12 protein-coding genes and 1 pseudogene are annotated in these 16326 nt (G+C 55.1%); 12 read left to right on the top strand and 1 reads right to left on the bottom strand.

All coding sequences use genetic code 11. The features are described 5' to 3' along the window. Positions 1-2: 2 nt before the first annotated feature. From KVT38_RS11320 to KVT38_RS11300, 5 genes are read left to right on the top strand one after another with little or no spacing between them, the layout of a single operon-like run. Positions 3-833 (top strand): carbohydrate ABC transporter permease, encoded by an 831-nt coding sequence (locus tag KVT38_RS11320; RefSeq protein WP_254639158.1) that lies wholly within the window; start codon positions 3-5, stop codon positions 831-833. A 33-nt stretch (positions 834-866) separates the two neighbouring features. Beyond that, complete coding sequence (locus KVT38_RS11315; protein WP_217593825.1) at positions 867-2693, top strand: cache domain-containing sensor histidine kinase; 1827 nt, start codon at positions 867-869, stop codon at positions 2691-2693. After that, entirely contained in the window at positions 2635-4218 is a 1584-nt protein-coding gene (locus tag KVT38_RS11310) for a response regulator (protein WP_368859081.1), read from the top strand. The genes KVT38_RS11315 and KVT38_RS11310 overlap by 59 nt, the downstream gene beginning before the upstream one ends. 25 nt (positions 4219-4243) lie before the next feature. Beyond that, positions 4244-6574: a glycoside hydrolase family 3 N-terminal domain-containing protein gene (locus KVT38_RS11305; protein ID WP_217593824.1), complete on the top strand. Its 2331-nt coding sequence runs from the start codon at positions 4244-4246 to the stop codon at positions 6572-6574. Then, positions 6571-7416: a Gfo/Idh/MocA family oxidoreductase gene (locus tag KVT38_RS11300; protein WP_217593823.1), complete on the top strand. Its 846-nt coding sequence runs from the start codon at positions 6571-6573 to the stop codon at positions 7414-7416. Before KVT38_RS11305 ends, KVT38_RS11300 begins: the two co-directional genes overlap by 4 nt. Before the next feature lie 67 nt (positions 7417-7483). Here KVT38_RS11300 and KVT38_RS11295 read toward each other — a convergent pair whose 3' ends face one another. Continuing rightward, the gene (locus KVT38_RS11295) at positions 7484-7819 is read right to left on the bottom strand and encodes a YciI family protein (protein WP_217593822.1); all 336 of its coding nucleotides are present in this window, start codon (positions 7817-7819) and stop codon (positions 7484-7486) included. A 100-nt stretch (positions 7820-7919) separates the two neighbouring features. On the opposite strand from KVT38_RS11295, the gene KVT38_RS11290 reads away from it, so the two are divergent. The 7 genes and pseudogenes from KVT38_RS11290 (at position 7920) to KVT38_RS11260 (ending at position 16310) form a co-directional block, all read left to right on the top strand. Beyond that, positions 7920-8309, top strand: a complete 390-nt coding sequence (locus KVT38_RS11290; RefSeq protein WP_217593821.1) for a MerR family transcriptional regulator — start codon at positions 7920-7922, stop codon at positions 8307-8309. 198 nt (positions 8310-8507) lie between these two features. Continuing rightward, entirely contained in the window at positions 8508-10103 is a 1596-nt protein-coding gene (locus KVT38_RS11285) for a response regulator transcription factor (protein WP_217593820.1), read from the top strand. Next, positions 10100-11866, top strand: coding sequence for a cache domain-containing sensor histidine kinase (locus tag KVT38_RS11280; RefSeq protein ID WP_217593819.1), 1767 nt, complete (start codon positions 10100-10102; stop codon positions 11864-11866). The genes KVT38_RS11285 and KVT38_RS11280 overlap by 4 nt, the downstream gene beginning before the upstream one ends. Before the next feature lie 130 nt (positions 11867-11996). After that, on the top strand, positions 11997-13460 hold the full coding sequence (locus KVT38_RS11275; protein WP_217593818.1) for an ABC transporter substrate-binding protein: 1464 nt from the start codon (positions 11997-11999) through the stop codon (positions 13458-13460). 93 nt (positions 13461-13553) lie between these two features. Next, positions 13554-14441, top strand: a pseudogene (locus tag KVT38_RS11270) (carbohydrate ABC transporter permease). Between the two features lie 56 nt (positions 14442-14497). After that, positions 14498-15268, top strand: a complete 771-nt coding sequence (locus KVT38_RS11265) for a carbohydrate ABC transporter permease (RefSeq protein WP_217593899.1) — start codon at positions 14498-14500, stop codon at positions 15266-15268. A 25-nt stretch (positions 15269-15293) separates the two neighbouring features. Continuing rightward, positions 15294-16310, top strand: coding sequence for a glycoside hydrolase family 127 protein (locus KVT38_RS11260; protein WP_254639157.1), 1017 nt, complete (start codon positions 15294-15296; stop codon positions 16308-16310). Positions 16311-16326: the final 16 nt, after the last annotated feature.

Genomic DNA, 16326 nt, shown 5'->3' with positions numbered 1-16326 from the left:
CATTGAGCAACAATTCGAATTGGTTTCGGGTGCTGACGTATGTTTTTTTAAGCGCATTTGCGTTATTCAATATCGTCCCCCTCTTCTATATGATCGTCGATTCGTTCAAGACGGAACCGGAATACGCGGCGAGTCCGTTCTCCTTGCCGACGAAGCTGCATTTCGAGAATTACGCCAAAGCCTGGGATATCGCGAACATGGACACCTATTTCATGAACAGTCTCATCATTACGTTCGGTTCGCTGATCATCACGGTGCTGCTCGGCTCGCTGACGGCGTTCTTTTTGGCCCGGTTTAAATTTCGGTTCCGCAAATCCACGTTCGCGATCTTTCTTCTGGGCATGCTGGTGCCGATCCACGCCACGCTGATCCCGATCTTCCTGATCATGAAAAATATCGGTTTGCTGGATACGTACTGGTCGCTTATACTGCCTTATACGGCATTCCATCTATCGTTGACGATCTTTATCCTCGAAGGGTTCATGCAAGGCCTGCCGAAGGATCTGGAGGAATCCGGCGTCATGGACGGTGCCGGCGTATACCGAATTTTCTGGTCGATTATACTGCCTATTGCAAGACCGGCGATGGCGACTGTCATCATCTTGAACTTTATCTATAACTGGAACGAATATTTATTCGCCTTGGTGCTGATCAGCTCGGAAGCGCTCAAGACGCTGCCGCTCGGCTTGGCCAACTTCGTCGGCGTCGAGACGGCGAGCATGACGCTCCAGATGTCCGCGCTTGCGATTGCACTCGTGCCGATCATCATTTTTTATTTGCTGCTCCAGAAGCAGCTCGTTACAGGCATGACAGCCGGAGCGGTCAAAGGCTAGCGAACAGGCGTCCGGACATCCGGGGAGGTTGTTATGCGAAGGTATTCCCGAAGAGCTCGAAGCTTTGGACTTAAACGAAAAGCGGTCATCATTTTCCTGCTCCTGGTCATCCTTCCGACCTTGGGCGTGGGTGTGATCGTCCAGCTTCAGTTTAACCAAATCTTGAGCAAGCAGTTCAAGGATACGACGATTCGCAACCTCGACAGCGTGGTCAGTCAATTGGAAGAGCAGACGTCCACCGTCGAGGATATCGCCGACTACATGATCCTCAGTCCGGACCTGAACGAATATTTGCGGCCGTGGCCCGAGCTGAGCAACGAACGGTCCGAGAACCTGAAGCGGGCGATCGAAGGCATGCTGACCTTTCATCTTTTTTCGAAAAAATATATTCGCTCCATCAGCATCGAAGGGTTCAACGGCCATCGTATCGATATGGGGGAGCCCGTTCTGGCCGACGAGGGAAAATGGCTGGACAAGGCCGCCCTCCGCAAAGGCGGTATCGTCTGGACGGACGGCTATTCGGTGCAGAGCGGTTGGAACGGGGAATTCCGCGTCGTGTCGCTCGTGCGCATACTCAATGCATTCAGCCAGATCACGCGGCCGCAAGCTAATCTTATCATTCGCCTGGATGAAAACAGCCTTATCGAGCTGCTGGAGAAGGGGCTGTACAAAAAATCGGGCCAAGTGTTCGTCATCGGCGCGGAAGGCGAGCAGGTGCTGCGTTCCGACAATTCGGTGCCCGCGAGCTTCGATCCGCACGATCTGATGGAGGCGTTCGCTAACGGGAACGCCAGTTATATGAAATACAAGGTCGACAACCGGAGCTATATGGCTTTTTACCGGCCGATGGAAAATACGGGATGGAGCATCGTCGCGATGATTCCCGAATCGATCGTTAACCAGGAAACGGCGAACGTTCGAAGCGTGATGGCGGTCATTCTGGCTGCCATACTGCTGTTGGGCATTAGCGCGCTTGTCGGATTCCAGTATACGATCATCAGACCGATCCTGCGGCTCAAAAACGAAACGAATCGCGTCAAGCTGGGCGATTTTACGGCACGGGTGCCGATCGAGTCGAATGACGAGATATCCGAGCTGAACCGCAAATTCAACGATATGGTGCTTACGATTCAGGAGCTTATCGATCATAAGTACAAGCTCGAGCTGCGGGAGCGGGAATCCGAGCTCAGACTGCTGCAAAATCAAATGGATCCCCATTTTTTATATAATACGCTGGACATGATCCGATGGACGGCCCGGTTGGAGAAAGCGGGAAAAACGAGCCACCTGATCGAAATGCTGTCCAGGTTTTTCCGCTCGGCGCCGAACAAGGGCGGCTACGTAACGACCGTTCAACAGGAATTGGAATTCGTCCAATCGTACTTGTATTTGCAGGAGCGACGGCTGGGACACACCTTCCGGTATTCGCTCTTCATGGATGCTTCCATCGCGGCGGCGCCGATGTTAAAAACGACGATTCAGCCCTTAGTCGAGAACTTCCTGAAGCACGGACGCAATCGTGGCCAGGCCGTCAACCGGATTACCGTCAAGTGCTATGCCGTGGCGGATGAAATTTGGACGGACGTTCAGGACAACGGACGCGGCATCGAGCCGGACAAGCTGGAAGCGATTCGTCAATCGCTTCGGCGAGGGCGCACGGACGAAGGAAGCTCGGGCGCGTTAAGCAACATCCAGGAGCGGCTCTCGATCTATTTCGGCGAAGGCGCCGGGCTGGAGATCGTATCCAGTACGCCGGACGGCACTCTGATCCGATTAAAAATTCCCAACAGGACGGACGGCGGTGAGACCGAAGATGACGGCAACAAACGGACTTCATACGAAATTGCTGATCGTCGATGACGAACCGGTCATCTGCGAAGGCCTGCGGCTGACGATTGACTGGGAATCGCTTGGCGTCGAAGTCGTCGGCGTCGCGTACGATGGCGAAGAAGCTTTGCAGCTGACGCGCGAGCATGGCGCGGACATCGTGCTGACGGATATTCGGATGGAAGAAATGGACGGACTGCAGTTGACGGAACGGCTGAAGCGGGAGTTCCCGCGCGTCCGTGTCGTGATGATCAGCGGATACGAACATTTTGAATATGCCAGACAAGCGATGCGGCTTGGGGTGACGGACTACTTGCTCAAGCCGGTCGATGTCGACGAGCTGGTGCAGGTGGTGAAGGGGATCGTGGCCGAGCTGGAAGAGGCGGAGCCGTCCGCGAACGGGGACGAGGAAGCGATGTGGTTGTCCGCCGTGTTGCGGTCGTCTCCATCTTCTGAGCCGCCGGCGCCGCCGCAATCGATGAACGGTGAGTCCTTCCGCATAATCGTCAGCCAATTAGCCGATTTTGCCGAGCTTTATTCCGGCATGCCGGAAGACGAATATCGCGACGTTCAGAGAAAATGGCTGGCGTTGATCCAGGAGAAATTGATGGCCCGCGATATTCGCAGCGTTGCCGTATTCGATCATCGAAACGTTCTCTTTACGCTAGCGATGTCGGATCGCCTTCAGGCAGGGGAGCCGATGAGGCGGCTGCTGGAAGAGACGATGGAGGCGTGGACCGGAGCGGGGAGGCTTTATTGCGCGGCCAGCGCTCCCTTTCCGAAGCTGGAGCAGACGGCTTCCGCGAGCGCCGAGACCAGAGAGCTGCTGCAATGGCACGATCTGACCGACCGGGCGGCGCTGCTGCCGGAAGACCGCTTTTTATTATCGAAGGATCGACCCAAATCGGATTACGACTGCAAGGCCATCCTGGACAGGCTGGTCTCGTTCTTGTTCAAACAAGACGCGGCCGGGGTCGCGGCGCTCGTCCACGAGATGTTCGCGTCGCTGGCTGACGAACGAAGATTACTGCCGGAAGCGGTGCAAATCTATGACGAACTGCTGGCCCTGCTGCGTCAACGGCTGCGCCAGAGCGGTCTGACGGATCTGGAGCATGGCCGTCATTCGCCGATCGACCTTCATGCGAACAACTCGTACGCGGCCATCGAAGCGATCGCCGTGGAAGAGATGCGGCAATTGATTCGTTTGATCGATTTGAACGGCCTCGACAAGTCGCATTGGATTATCGAAAAAGCGAAGCAGTACATGACGGAAAATTATGACCAGGATCTGAAAGCTTCGGAGGTTGCGGGCTGGCTGAAAATTACGCCGGGCTATTTCAGCTTGCTGTTCAAACAAAGCACGGGCAAAAGCTTCAAGGAATACTTGAATGAGTATCGAATCGACCATGCCAAGCATTTGCTGGCCACGACGCACGATAAGGTGTTTGAGATCGCGGAGCGCGTCGGCTACAAGGAGTACAAATATTTCGTATCGGTATTCAAGTCGTACACCGGCATCACGCCGAAGGAGTACCGGGCGTTTAAAGCGACCCGTTAATCGGGGCAGGAAAGGAGAATCACGAGTGGACATCTACAAAGATCCGTCGTATTCGATCGAAGAGAGAACCGAGGACCTGCTGGCGCGCATGACGCTCAAGGAGAAGGTCGGGCAGCTCAATCAGCATATGTACGGCTGGGATGCCTACCGACGCGAAGGCTCCAATGTTCAGTTGACGGAAGCGTTCAAGCGGCAAGTGGATTTCGGAGACGGCATGGGGGCGCTGTACGGGCTGTTCCGGGCCGATCCGTGGTCGGCGGTTACATACAACAACGGCATTCCGACGGCGGAAAGCGCCAAAGTCGCCAACGAACTGCAGCGATACGTCAAGGAACATACCAGGCTCGGCATCCCGGTCCTGCTGTCCGAGGAATGCCCGCACGGCCATCAGGCGCTGGACGGGACGCTGCTGCCCGTCAATTTGAACATCGGCTCCACATGGAACCCGCAATTGACGGAACGCGCCTACGCCAGAATCGCTGCCGAGATCCGGGCGCGCGGCGCTCACCTCGCGCTAGTCTCCACGCTCGATATTTTGCAGGATCCTCGGTGGGGACGATCCGAGGAATGCTACGGCGAGGATCCTTACCTCGCTTCGCAGTTGACGGCGGCCGTCGTGCGCGGACTGCAGGGCACGCGGCCGGAAGAGCTGAGCGCGCCGGACAAGGCCGCTGCCGTATTGAAGCATCTTTGCGCACAAGGCGCCGGCCAGGGCGGGCACAATGCCGGGCCCGCCGCGATCGGCGAGCGGGAGCTGCGCGAGATCCATCTGCCGGCCGCCAAAGCCGGGAAGGATGCCGGTGCGGCCGGCTTTATGGCCGCCTATAACGAGATCGACGGCGTCCCTTGCCACGCCAACGAGCATTTGCTCACCGGCATCCTGCGCGAAGAATGGGGCTTCGATGGAATCGTCATGGCCGACGGCTGTGCGATCGATCGGCTGCTGGCTTTAAGCGACGATCATGAAGAGGCGGCAGCGATCGCGCTGTCGGCGGGCGTCGATCTGAGCCTGTGGGATACCGCCTTCACGAAGCTGGAGACGGCGGTTCGGCAGGGCAAGGCGGACGAAGCGTTGATCGACCGCGCCGTTCGGCGCGTGCTGCGGCTTAAATTCCGGCTGGGGCTGTTCGAGAATCCGTATGTGGACGAACGGCTGCCGGCAGCCGTCATCGGCGCGGAGGAGACGCGCGAGCTGAACCTGCAGCTGGCGAGGGAATCGATCGTCTTGTTGCGCAACGGGGAAGCGGGAGAGAAGGGCGTCCTGCCCTTGACCGACTCGGCGAGACGGATCGCGGTGATCGGCCCGAATGCGGATGCCTTGTACAATCAATTGGGCGATTATACGAGCGTTCAGCGGGGCGGGACCGGGACAACCGTGCTTCAAGGCATCGCGAAGGCGGCGCCTGCGGGCACCGAGATCGTATATGAGCGGGGCTGCGGCATACGCGACGGGTCGCGGGAAGGCATCGCTGCGGCGGTCGCCGCCGCCCGCGGCGCCGATATCGCCGTCGTCGCGATCGGCGGCAGCAGCGCGCGATCCTTCGACGAAGCGTTCGACAGCAACGGCGAGGCGATCGTATCGGCAGGGAGTCCGTCGGAGATGGACTGCGGCGAAGGGGTCGATCTGGCCGATCTGCGGATGGGCGGCGTCCAGGAGGAGCTGGTGCGCGCGATCGCCGCGACGGGAACGCCGGTCGTCGCCGTCGTGATCCAGGGCCGCCCGCATGAGCTGTCGGGTCTGGCGGATTACTGCGCGGCCATCTTGTGCGCCTGGTACCCGGGCCCGGAAGGCGGTCGCGCGATCGGCGAAGTTCTGTTCGGCAACGTCAATCCAAGCGGCAAACTTCCCGTCTCGCTGCCGCGTTCTTCGGCACAGCTTCCGGTCTATTACAACCAGAAAAATCCGGGCCGGCCGCGCCCTTATATCGACATGCCGGCTGCCGCCTTATATCCTTTCGGATACGGTCTCAGCTACACGACGTTCGAATACGGCCAAATCTCGCTGTCGCGCGATTCGGTCACGGCCGAGGAGATCGAAGCGGGAGGAAACGTGGAGGTCCGGCTGACGGTGTCCAACAGCGGTCCGCTGGCCGGTGCGGAGACGGTGCAGCTATATATTCAGGCCGGCGGATCGCCGATCACGCGCCGTACGTGGGAGCTCAAGGGGTTCCGGAAGGTGTGGCTGGAGCCGGGGGCGGAAGAGACGGTCGTCTTCCAGCTGGGCAAGGAAGAGCTGGCGATTTGGGATCGCAGCATGACATTCGCCGTCGCGCCGTGCCGGTTGACCGTGCGGGCAGGGGCCAGCAGCGCCGCAGGCGCCGAAGCGGATCTGCTCATTAGGAGGCGAAGCGATTGAAAACGATCGGATTCATCGATTATTATTTGGACGAATTTCATGCGGATAAGTATCCGGCCTGGATCGAGCAAGCGTCCGGCGGAGAGATGCAGGTGAAGTTTGCTTACGCCATGAAGGACAAAGAGAACGGGGTGACCAATCGGGACTGGTGCGACAGTCACGGGATCGAATTGCTGGATTCCATCGAAGAGGTGGTCCGGTCGAGCGATTGCCTGATCGTGCTGTCGCCGGACCATCCCGAGTTCCACGAGGAGCTGTCGCGCTTGCCGTTGCAGTCGGGCAAGCCCACCTATATCGACAAGACGTTCGCGCCCGACCGGGCCACGGCCGTCAAGCTGTTCGAGCTGGCCCGGCTGCATGGCACGCCGATGTACTCCACCTCCGCGCTTCGCTTCGCCGAAGAATATGCCGCCGTCGACAGAAGCGGCATCGCGGCGATCTCAAGCTGGGGACCGGGCAGGTTCGAAAATTATTCGATTCACCAGATCGAACCGATCGTCCACCTGATGGGAAGCCGTCCGAAGCGAGTGATGTATACGGGCACGCCGGCGGCAGCCTCGCTTATCATCGATTTCGGCGGCGGCAAGCAGGCGAACATCCATCATCTTGGCCGGGGCTGTCCGTTTGCGTTAGGATTGACCTACGAGAGCGGCGCGTGCGCATTCATCAAGCAGGAATCCGATTTTTTCGCCGCATTTACCCGCAACCTGGTATCCTTCTTCGAATCGGGCAAGCCCGTTGTCGATCCGAAGGAGACGATCGACGTTATCGCCATCATTGAATACGGCGGCATAGCCGCGCAGCGGCCATTCGAATGGGTTGAAATTCCGGGACAGGAATAGGGCGATGCTGTCAGCCCCTGAATTCGTCATGGCGACCATTCAGGGGCTTCGCAAGATTGAATAAGGGTTAGCCGGGTAGGACAGCTTTCATTGGATAGTACTCGGCAGTCATCAGACCTGCAATAACAGCCGGATCTTGTGCGATGAGTTGTTCTACTTGCTCCGTGCGCTCAACTTCAATAATTGCAAGTCCATACGGAGATTGAGGGTCTAATACAGGTCCGAAAACCAACACGATCCCCTGCTTTTGCAAATCTTTCACATAGGCGATATGTCGTTGCATAATGTTGCGTTGATCCTCGGTCATATCGCTCATATGGGGAGAGAAAGCAGTTTGGGGGGAGCTCGACCTTAGCACAAAGTGCAGCTTTTCCAAAGGTTTGCCTTCGGAGTTATTGACCATGACACTACGCCTCCTAAAATAAAGTTGCTGACAAGGGCAATGTTAAGGCATAGAGTGCACTCCATAGCAATAGGATTCGAACCGATGTTATAATAAAAAAATGGAAAACAAATACTCGAGCAAACAAGTATCTGATGAGACGGGTCTAAGCATCCATACATTGCGATATTACGAACAAATCGGTTTAATTGAAGGAATAGAACGGGATGAGAATGGATATCGCCGGTATTCAGAGGCCGATATGATTTGGTTTCAGGTTTTAAATTACTTTAGGGCGATGGGAATGTCCATCCGGGAAATGAAGAGCTTTACGACCTTGCACAACGGTGGGATTTCTAAAATGACAGCACGGATAGAATTGATGGAAACTTATCGTAGCAAAGTTATCGATCAAATGAAGGAGCTTGAAAAAACACTGGAGAAAATCGATTATAAAATCCATTTTTTTAAAGAAATGGAGCGTTTGGATAAAACGAAACAAGAGAAATAGCAGGGGAAATCAAATATTAATCCACCTTTCTAAACAAAATCGGCATTTTGGTATGCAGAGGTTCCAATTATAATAGAAGAAACCAGGTTCTTCTTCCATACTGGCTATTAATAGAATGAGGAATTTAAAGCGCCTGTCCATAAGAAGGGGCTTTTTTCTATTCAGCTGACGACAGTGCGGACGAAAGGGTGGAACGAGATGAAAATACTGGTCGTTGACGACGAGGCGAGACATCGCAGGGGGATGGCAAAAATGATTCACGCCCTGCGGCCCGAAGATCAGGTGCTTGTCGCGAATGACGGGGCAAGCGCCCTGGCGCTCGTCAGGGCCGAACAACCCGATGCCGTGCTAACCGACATTCGGATGCCGAATCTGGACGGGCTTTCGTTTCTGAAAATACTGGAAGACGAACGTCTCCAGACCAAGGTGGTCATGATCTCGGCTTACAATCTGTTTGAATATGCCCAGACTGCGATACGCCATGGGGCTTACGATTATCTCTTGAAGCCGGTGGAGGCCGAGAAGGTCGAGAATGTGCTCAGCCGCATCGAAGAGCAGCTTGTCGAACAATCCCGGCAGCATTCGGAGGCCGAAGCGTTAAGGGATCGGCTGAATCTCACTTCCCCCGTCTATCGCAGCCGCCTTCTTTTGTCCTGGCTGAATGAAAGCTTGACGGAGGCGGAGCGGAATGAACTGGATTCGTTAGCGTGGATTCACGGGAGCGGTTCGGTTGTTTTCTCGGAATTCCGAATCGAACCCGGACATCGGGCGGAATGGGATAAAACGGCATGGCTGCAGCGTTTGGAGCAGGCATGGTCGGCATTCGGCGAAGCGAGCACATTCTCCTTGAACGTATTGGACGAGGAGCTGTACCAGGCGGTTACGATCGTCCGAACGTCCCGATTGGCAGGGGCAAGCAAGCATGAAATTCGTCGGACGTTCGCCTCCCTGAGGGCGGCGTGGGCCGAATACGGACAGCTCTCCCATGGCGTGGGCCCGGATTGCCGATGCTTATGGTCGGAAGCGCCTCAAGCTTACCGCGCGGCGCAAGCGGCCCGGCAATACAACTTTCATGATTGCTGGAACGGCCTTATGTTCCATGACGAGCTTCGCCCGGTCCGGGCCCCGTTGCTTCTTGACGGGGAAAAGTTGTACGAAGCGCTGCAAGGAAGCGATGCGCAACCGGCCACCCGGATGTGCCGGGACGCGTTTAATCAGCTTGCCGCTAACGGGCATGCGGGGCCCGATCAGATCAAACAATGCGCCGCGCTTACCCTGATGAAGATCAAAAGCCGAATTCGCGATGATGTCGATCGGCAAATTGGAAACGTTCTCACGGAGTCGGCTTTAAAAGAAGTTCCCTTTTGCCGCACCTTCAACGATCTGATGGCGATATTGGAAACTCGTCTACGGGAGGTGCACGATTCGATCGGGCAGTCTCGAGCGGACAAAAGCGAAAGGGTCGTGACCGCGTGTTTGCAATGGATACGGGAACATGTGAAGGAGGAACTGACGCTTGAACGGGCGGCCGAGCACTTTTTCTTTAATGCATCCTACTTCAGCACGCTGATCAAAAGCCGGACGGGAAGGACGTTCTCCGAGCATGTCACGGAGGCCAGAATGCGGAAGGCCAGGGAGCTGCTGGCGGAAAACAGGCTGAAAATATACGAAATCGCCGCAGAATGCGGTTATCAGGATACGAAATATTTTTGCAGAGTGTTCAAAAAGCAATACGGCATGTCGCCCGAAGCCTATAAACATACTTCGCTGCCGCAAAGGAGCGGCGAGGCATGAAAACGACCTTCCGCTCCCGGTTGTTGGCCAGCTATATATTCCTGATCGCCGTCCCGCTGATCGTGCTGGGGACGCTTTTCTATCGGACGGGCCTGCGTGTCGTTACGGAACAAGCGCAAAAAAACGTCTACGAGATCGTCAAGAAAAACAACGAAATTATGGACAACAAGCTGCGAATTATCGAGCAGAACAGCGCGTCCATGTTCGTAGACAAAGACTTGTTCCGGGTTTTTAACAGCTTGAAGCCGGACAATACGGCGGATCTGCTTGCAGCGGATCGTCTTGTGTCCGATCGGCTGCGCGGATATTTCTCGCAGATTGACGATGTGTTCGCTTATCAGCTGTGGACGTCGTATTTTACGTTCGGCCAGCCGCTGCCTCAAGGCGATCCGACCCGTTCGGATATTTATCGCGCGGCGCAGCAGGCGGGGGGCAAGATGGTGTGGTTTCCCACCTACGATTTCGTAGACATGTTCAATGAACCGTACTTAGCGAAGGGGACAATCGATTTCCGTTATTTGTTCTCCGCGACGCGGGTCCTTGATTTTTCCTATCTAAATAATACGACCCTGGAAAAGCTGGATACGAACGTAGAGCGGCCCGTTCTGACGATCAGCTTCAAATCGGACATATTGAATTCCTTGTACGAGAAAAGCATTCCCGACGGTTCCCGTTATATGGTTCTGGATCGGGACAATCGCATCCTGGCCGGCAGCGAGTCCGGCAGCATAACGCAAGTTTATAACAACAATTGGGTGGAGCAGCTTCAAATAACCGACAGCGGCACGCGAAGAATAAAGCTGGACGGCGTGAAAATGATCGTCTGCTTCGACCGATCGCAAATCACCGGATGGATGTCCATTGTCATGACGCCCGTATCCGCGCTCGTCGGCAGTCTGGTCCCTGTCATCCGTGCCTCAACGACTCTCTTGGCCGTCATTATGGGAATCGTTGCGCTTGTGTTCGCCTATTTTATCTCAGGTAAAATTACGAATCCGATCAAGAAGCTGCTCGGCGCGATGAGGTCGGTGGGAGAAGGGGATTTCCAGACGCATGTTGCGGTTAGCACGAACGATGAATTCGGCATTTTGCTCCAGCGATTCAATCGGATGAACGATCGGATCCGGTTGCTGGTGTCGGAGAACTACGAGATCAAGCTAAAGGAACAGGAGGCCGAGATCCAGGCGCTGAACATGCAGATGAATCCTCATTTTCTATACAATACGTTAAACGTCATGAACTGGACGGCTATCGAGAACGATCAGAAGGAACTAAGCAAAATGCTTGTATGCTTGTCGAACATGCTGCACTATACTTCGCGAAAGGATTGGGGAGCCGTTCATCTTTCGGAGGAAATCGGATGGATGAAAAACTATTTCTATATCATGTCGGTCCGGTTCGAGGACAAATTCACGGTCAGTTACGAGATCGATTCGGCTGTCTACAACTACAAGCTTCCGAGGCTGCTTTTCCAGCCCTTTGTCGAAAATGCGATTTTGCACGGCTTCGATCAGATCGAATCGGGCGGGCACATTCGCATACGCGGCTGGATCGAAGAGGGCACGCGGCATTTTGAAATCGAGGATAACGGACGGGGGATGAGCAGCGATACGGTTCATGCCATTTTATATCGGGAATCGTCTTCCGTCGGCATTAAAAATACGATCGCCCGTATCCAGATGACGTATGGCGAGGACTATGGGATCGCCATCGACTCCGCGCCGGGCGCCGGAACGAGAGTGACCGTCCGACTTCCTCTTTAAATCCCCAATCGAAGTCCACCATTCCAAATTGGCTCGGGTTATGTAAGCGCTATATACGGTTTTATAATGAGAACATCATAGACTGCAGCTATGAATCAATAAGGTTTGAACATCGAAAGGGGTCCGGAAGATGTCTCGACAAAGGAAATCGTTATCCGTTCTGCTTGCGTTCCTGATCATGCTCGTTACGATACTGTCCGCGTGCTCGAAGTCCGACTCGAACGCCGGAAACAACAGCGCTTCCTCCCCTGCCGGCACGGCTCCCGGCAGCTCGGCTCCGGCCGGCACGGCCAGCGCGGCGCCAACCGGCGAAGGATTGTCAACCGAACCGATCACGCTTCGCATGACGGTATGGGGAGCGCCGGAGGAAGTCGCTGCCTATAAGGTGGCCATCAAGAAGTTCGAGGACAAATATCCGAATATCACCGTTAAGCTTCAGCATATTGCCGCCGACTATGACACCAAACTGACGACGATGGTGGCGGGCAACGACGTGCCGGATATCGCGCAGATGGAATCAGCCAGCATTGCTTTCCCGCTTGGGGAACAAGGAAAATTCTACAATCTCCAGGAATTTCTCGCCAACGATACGGAAATCAGCGCGGATCGGCTGGTGCCGAATATCACGTACTCTCTTGAACCGGGCAACGTCATCGGCTTAGGTCCGGGACCCGAGACATTTGTCTTGTACTATAACGAAGATATATTTAAAGACGCGGGTGTAACGCCTCCGCCGACCAAAGCATCGGAAGCGTGGACGTGGGATGAGTTCGTCGAGGTGGCCAAGAAATTGACGATCGACAACAAGGGCAGGAATGCTGCCGATCCTGGCTTTGATCCAAAAAACATCAAGCAGTACGGCGTCAACTTTGGGACCTGGTGGGGAAACTACAGCAACTTTATTTATTCCAACGGCGGGGACTTCGTCTCCGAGGACGGGAAAACCTTCACGTTGAATCAGCCGGAAGCGGTCGAGGCTCTTCAGAAAATCGCGGATTTGATCAACGTCCATCATGTCGCGCCTTCTCCGGTGCAAGCCAAGAACGTTCCGGCCACGAACATCGCGCTTCAGACGAAAAAAGTGGCCATGGCCGTCGACGGGCAATGGGCGAGCGCAGGGTTGGCCCAATCGAAGGTTCATTATAATGTCGGCGCATTACCGGTTATGAAACAGCCGATGACGACTGTCGTCAGCGGAATGTTCTCCATGTTCAAATCCACCAAACATCCTAAAGAGGCTTGGGCATTGATGAAGGCACTGTTAGATCCGGAAGCGGCGATCGACATGCTGAAAGCCGGAACATGGATGCCCGCTTATCGGGACTGGTATACGGACCCGGCGCTAATCGCCAACTGGACGGAAAATCTCGATTCCCGGCCGTCCGGATATAAAGACGCTGTTATCGACGTTCTATTGAATAACAGCCACCAGACGCCGACGGGCTATGTGAAAAACTTCAACAAAATCATGGACATCGTAAATCCCGCTTTGGATAAAGTGTGGCTCGGCCAACAGTCCGCGCAAGAAGCGATGGATGCCATCGCGGCCAAGGCGCAAGCGCAGGTGAAGGGCCGCCGCGACGTGAAGGAATAAGGTTCAAAACAAAGCGTTCATCAGGGGGAAGACGGCGTTCTTGATCAAGGTCGCCGCCTTCCCGAGCGGGAAGCTTCGAGATCGGAGGCAGGCATGAGAAAAGGGCTATTTTACGGATTATTGTTCACTTCGCCCGCGATACTCGGGTTTATCATTTTCACATTGGGTCCCATGATCGCCAGCTTGGTGCTTAGCCTGACAGATTATAACGTATTCAAATCGCAAACCGCATTCGTCGGAATCGATAATTATACGAAGCTGTTCTCTGGTGAAGACTAACTGTTCTATAAATCGCTTGGCGTTACTTTTTACTTCGTCGTTTTGCGGGTACCTGCCGTTATTATCGTTTCATTCGTCATTGCCCTGCTGCTTAACCTGAACGTCAAGGGAAGGTCCATCTTCCGCACGATCATCTACCTGCCCAGCATCGTGCCGGCGGTCGCATCGGCGATGATCTGGATGTGGCTGGTGAATCCCGATCTGGGCCTGATCAACACCGTTCTCAGCTGGCTGCATTTGCCGACGGGCAATTGGTTGTATTCAGAGGGCAGCGTCATCCCGTCCGTCGTCATCACCACGCTGTGGGGGATCGGCGGGACGGTCATCATCTTCCTGGCGGGGCTGTCGGGCATCCCCAAGCAGTATTACGAATCGATCGACGTGGATGGTGGCGGGTGGTACAGCAAGCTGCGCCACATTACGATTCCGATGGTCACGCCGACGATTTTCTTCAATACGATTATGACGATCATCGGATCTTTCCAGGTGTTTAACGAGGCTTATATATTAACGCAGGGCGGACCGAACAATAAGAGCTTGTTTTATGTATTTTATCTCTGGCGAACCGGCTTCCGGGATACCGAGATGGGCTACGCGTCCGCGCTGGCATGGGTGCTGTTCGTCATCATCCTCATTTTCACCTTTTTTGTATTTAAAACCTCGAAGTCCTGGGTGCATTACGAAGGAGGGGAGCGTGCGTGAGGCAATCTAGACTGGCGCTAACCGCAGGTTATACGGCATTATTGCTCATCTCGGCCATGTTTATCGTTCCGTTCCTTTGGTTGCTGCGAAGCTCGCTCATGAACTTGTCGCAAATCTTCACCATGCCACCGGAGTGGATTCCAAAACCGTTCCAATGGGACAATTTTCATCGCGCGCTAACGGTTCTGCCGTTCGGCACCTTCTTTACCAATACGCTGATCATCGTGGCCGGCGTGCTGATCGGCACGGTTCTGACGAGCAGCATCGCGGCGTTCGGGTTCTCGCGCATTCAATGGAAGGGAAGGGACGCCGTATTCGGCATTCTGATGTCCAGCATGATGCTGCCGGCGGCCGTCACCTTAATTCCCAGCTTTCTCGGCTGGAAGATGCTCGGCTTCTACGATACATTTTACCCGTTGATCGTGCCGGCTTATTTCGGCGGGGGCATCTTCAATATTTTTCTGCTGCGTCAATTTTATTTAACGATTCCGCGGGATTTCGACGAAGCGGCCTTCGTGGACGGCGCGACTTATTTTCAAATTTACTGGCGCATCATTTTGCCGCTCAGCCGCTCGGCCATTATCGTAGTCGCCTTGTTCAGCTTCCTCGGCTCGTGGAACGACTTCATGGGACCGCTTATTTATTTGAAAAGCGACAGCCTGTTTACGCTTGCGCTCGGCCTGCAAATGTTCCAAGGCTCCTATTCCGCGCAATGGGATTTGCTCATGGCGGCTTCGGCGGCCGTCGTGCTGCCCTGCGTCATCGTATTTTTAGTCGGACAGCGCTACTTCCTTGAAGGGATTACGCTGACCGGGCTCAAAGGATGAGATCACGAAGGAAGGAATAACCCGAATGATACCGACAGAAGCACCGCTGATGAATTGGCAGGGCGTTCCTTTTACGAAGGTGACGATCAATGATCGTTTCTGGCGTCCGCGTCTTGAAGTGCTGAGCAAGGTCACAATCAAAGCCTGCCTGGTGCAATGCGAAAAAACCGGGCGTATCTCGAACTTCGCCAAGGCCGCCGGTCTCATGGACGGCGCGTTCGAAGGCATCTATTTCAACGACTCCGACGTGTACAAAGTGCTGGAGGGCGCAGCCTATCTGCTCATGTCGAACCGGGATCCGGAGCTGGAGGCGGAGATCGACGGGATCATCGAGCTTATCGCCGCCGCGCAGGAGCCTGATGGCTATTTGTGCACCTACTATACGTTAGTTGCGCCGGATAGCAAATGGACGGATATGGAAAAGCACGAAATGTATAACGGCGGGCATTTAATCGAAGCGGCGGTTGCGTATTTCGAAGCGACGGGCAAACGCAAGCTTCTCGATGTCGCCTGCAGGATGGTTGACCATTACGATCGCCTGTTCGGCCCCGGCAAGCGTCACTGGGTGGAAGGACATGAAGAAATCGAGCTGGCGCTCGTCAAGCTGTATCGCGTCACACAGGAGGAGCGTTATTGGCGGCTTGCGCTTTGGCTGCTGGAGGAACGCGGTCACGGTCACGGGAAAGGCGAGATATGGGATAAAGAAGAATGGGGGCCGGCCTACTGCCAGGACGACGTTCCGGTCCGCGACATCGAGAAGGTGACCGGGCACGCCGTCCGCGCCATGTATCTCTACACGGCAATGGCGGACGTCGTTCACGCTTCGGGCGATCCGACCTACGTGGATGCCTTGCATCGGGTATGGGCGCATACGGTGGAGCGCAACATGTACGTGACCGGCGGGATCGGACCTTCCCAACACAACGAAGGCTTTACTCACGATTACGATCTACCGAACGAGTCGGCCTACTGCGAGACTTGCGCCGCCATCGCGATGGCGTTCTGGAATCATCGGATGTACCTGCTGTTCGGCGGTGCCTAATATGCCGACGTGGTGG

This window comes from Cohnella sp. GbtcB17 (assembly GCF_019091135.1).
Taxonomy (GTDB): domain Bacteria; phylum Bacillota; class Bacilli; order Paenibacillales; family Paenibacillaceae; genus Cohnella.
Note: the sequence above shows the minus strand (reverse complement) of the source record. Positions and strands in the feature narration are given on the sequence as shown.

Coding starts and splice junctions, on each gene's coding strand:
- KVT38_RS11315 (WP_217593825.1), top strand. CDS start 867: ATGCGAAGGTATTCCCGAAGAGCTCGAAGCTTTGGACTTAAACGAAAA.
- KVT38_RS11295 (WP_217593822.1), bottom strand. CDS start 7,819: ATGGTCAATAACTCCGAAGGCAAACCTTTGGAAAAGCTGCACTTTGTG.
- KVT38_RS11290 (WP_217593821.1), top strand. CDS start 7,920: ATGGAAAACAAATACTCGAGCAAACAAGTATCTGATGAGACGGGTCTA.
- KVT38_RS11285 (WP_217593820.1), top strand. CDS start 8,508: ATGAAAATACTGGTCGTTGACGACGAGGCGAGACATCGCAGGGGGATG.
- KVT38_RS11280 (WP_217593819.1), top strand. CDS start 10,100: ATGAAAACGACCTTCCGCTCCCGGTTGTTGGCCAGCTATATATTCCTG.
- KVT38_RS11275 (WP_217593818.1), top strand. CDS start 11,997: ATGTCTCGACAAAGGAAATCGTTATCCGTTCTGCTTGCGTTCCTGATC.
- KVT38_RS11265 (WP_217593899.1), top strand. CDS start 14,498: ATGTTTATCGTTCCGTTCCTTTGGTTGCTGCGAAGCTCGCTCATGAAC.
- KVT38_RS11260 (WP_254639157.1), top strand. CDS start 15,294: ATGATACCGACAGAAGCACCGCTGATGAATTGGCAGGGCGTTCCTTTT.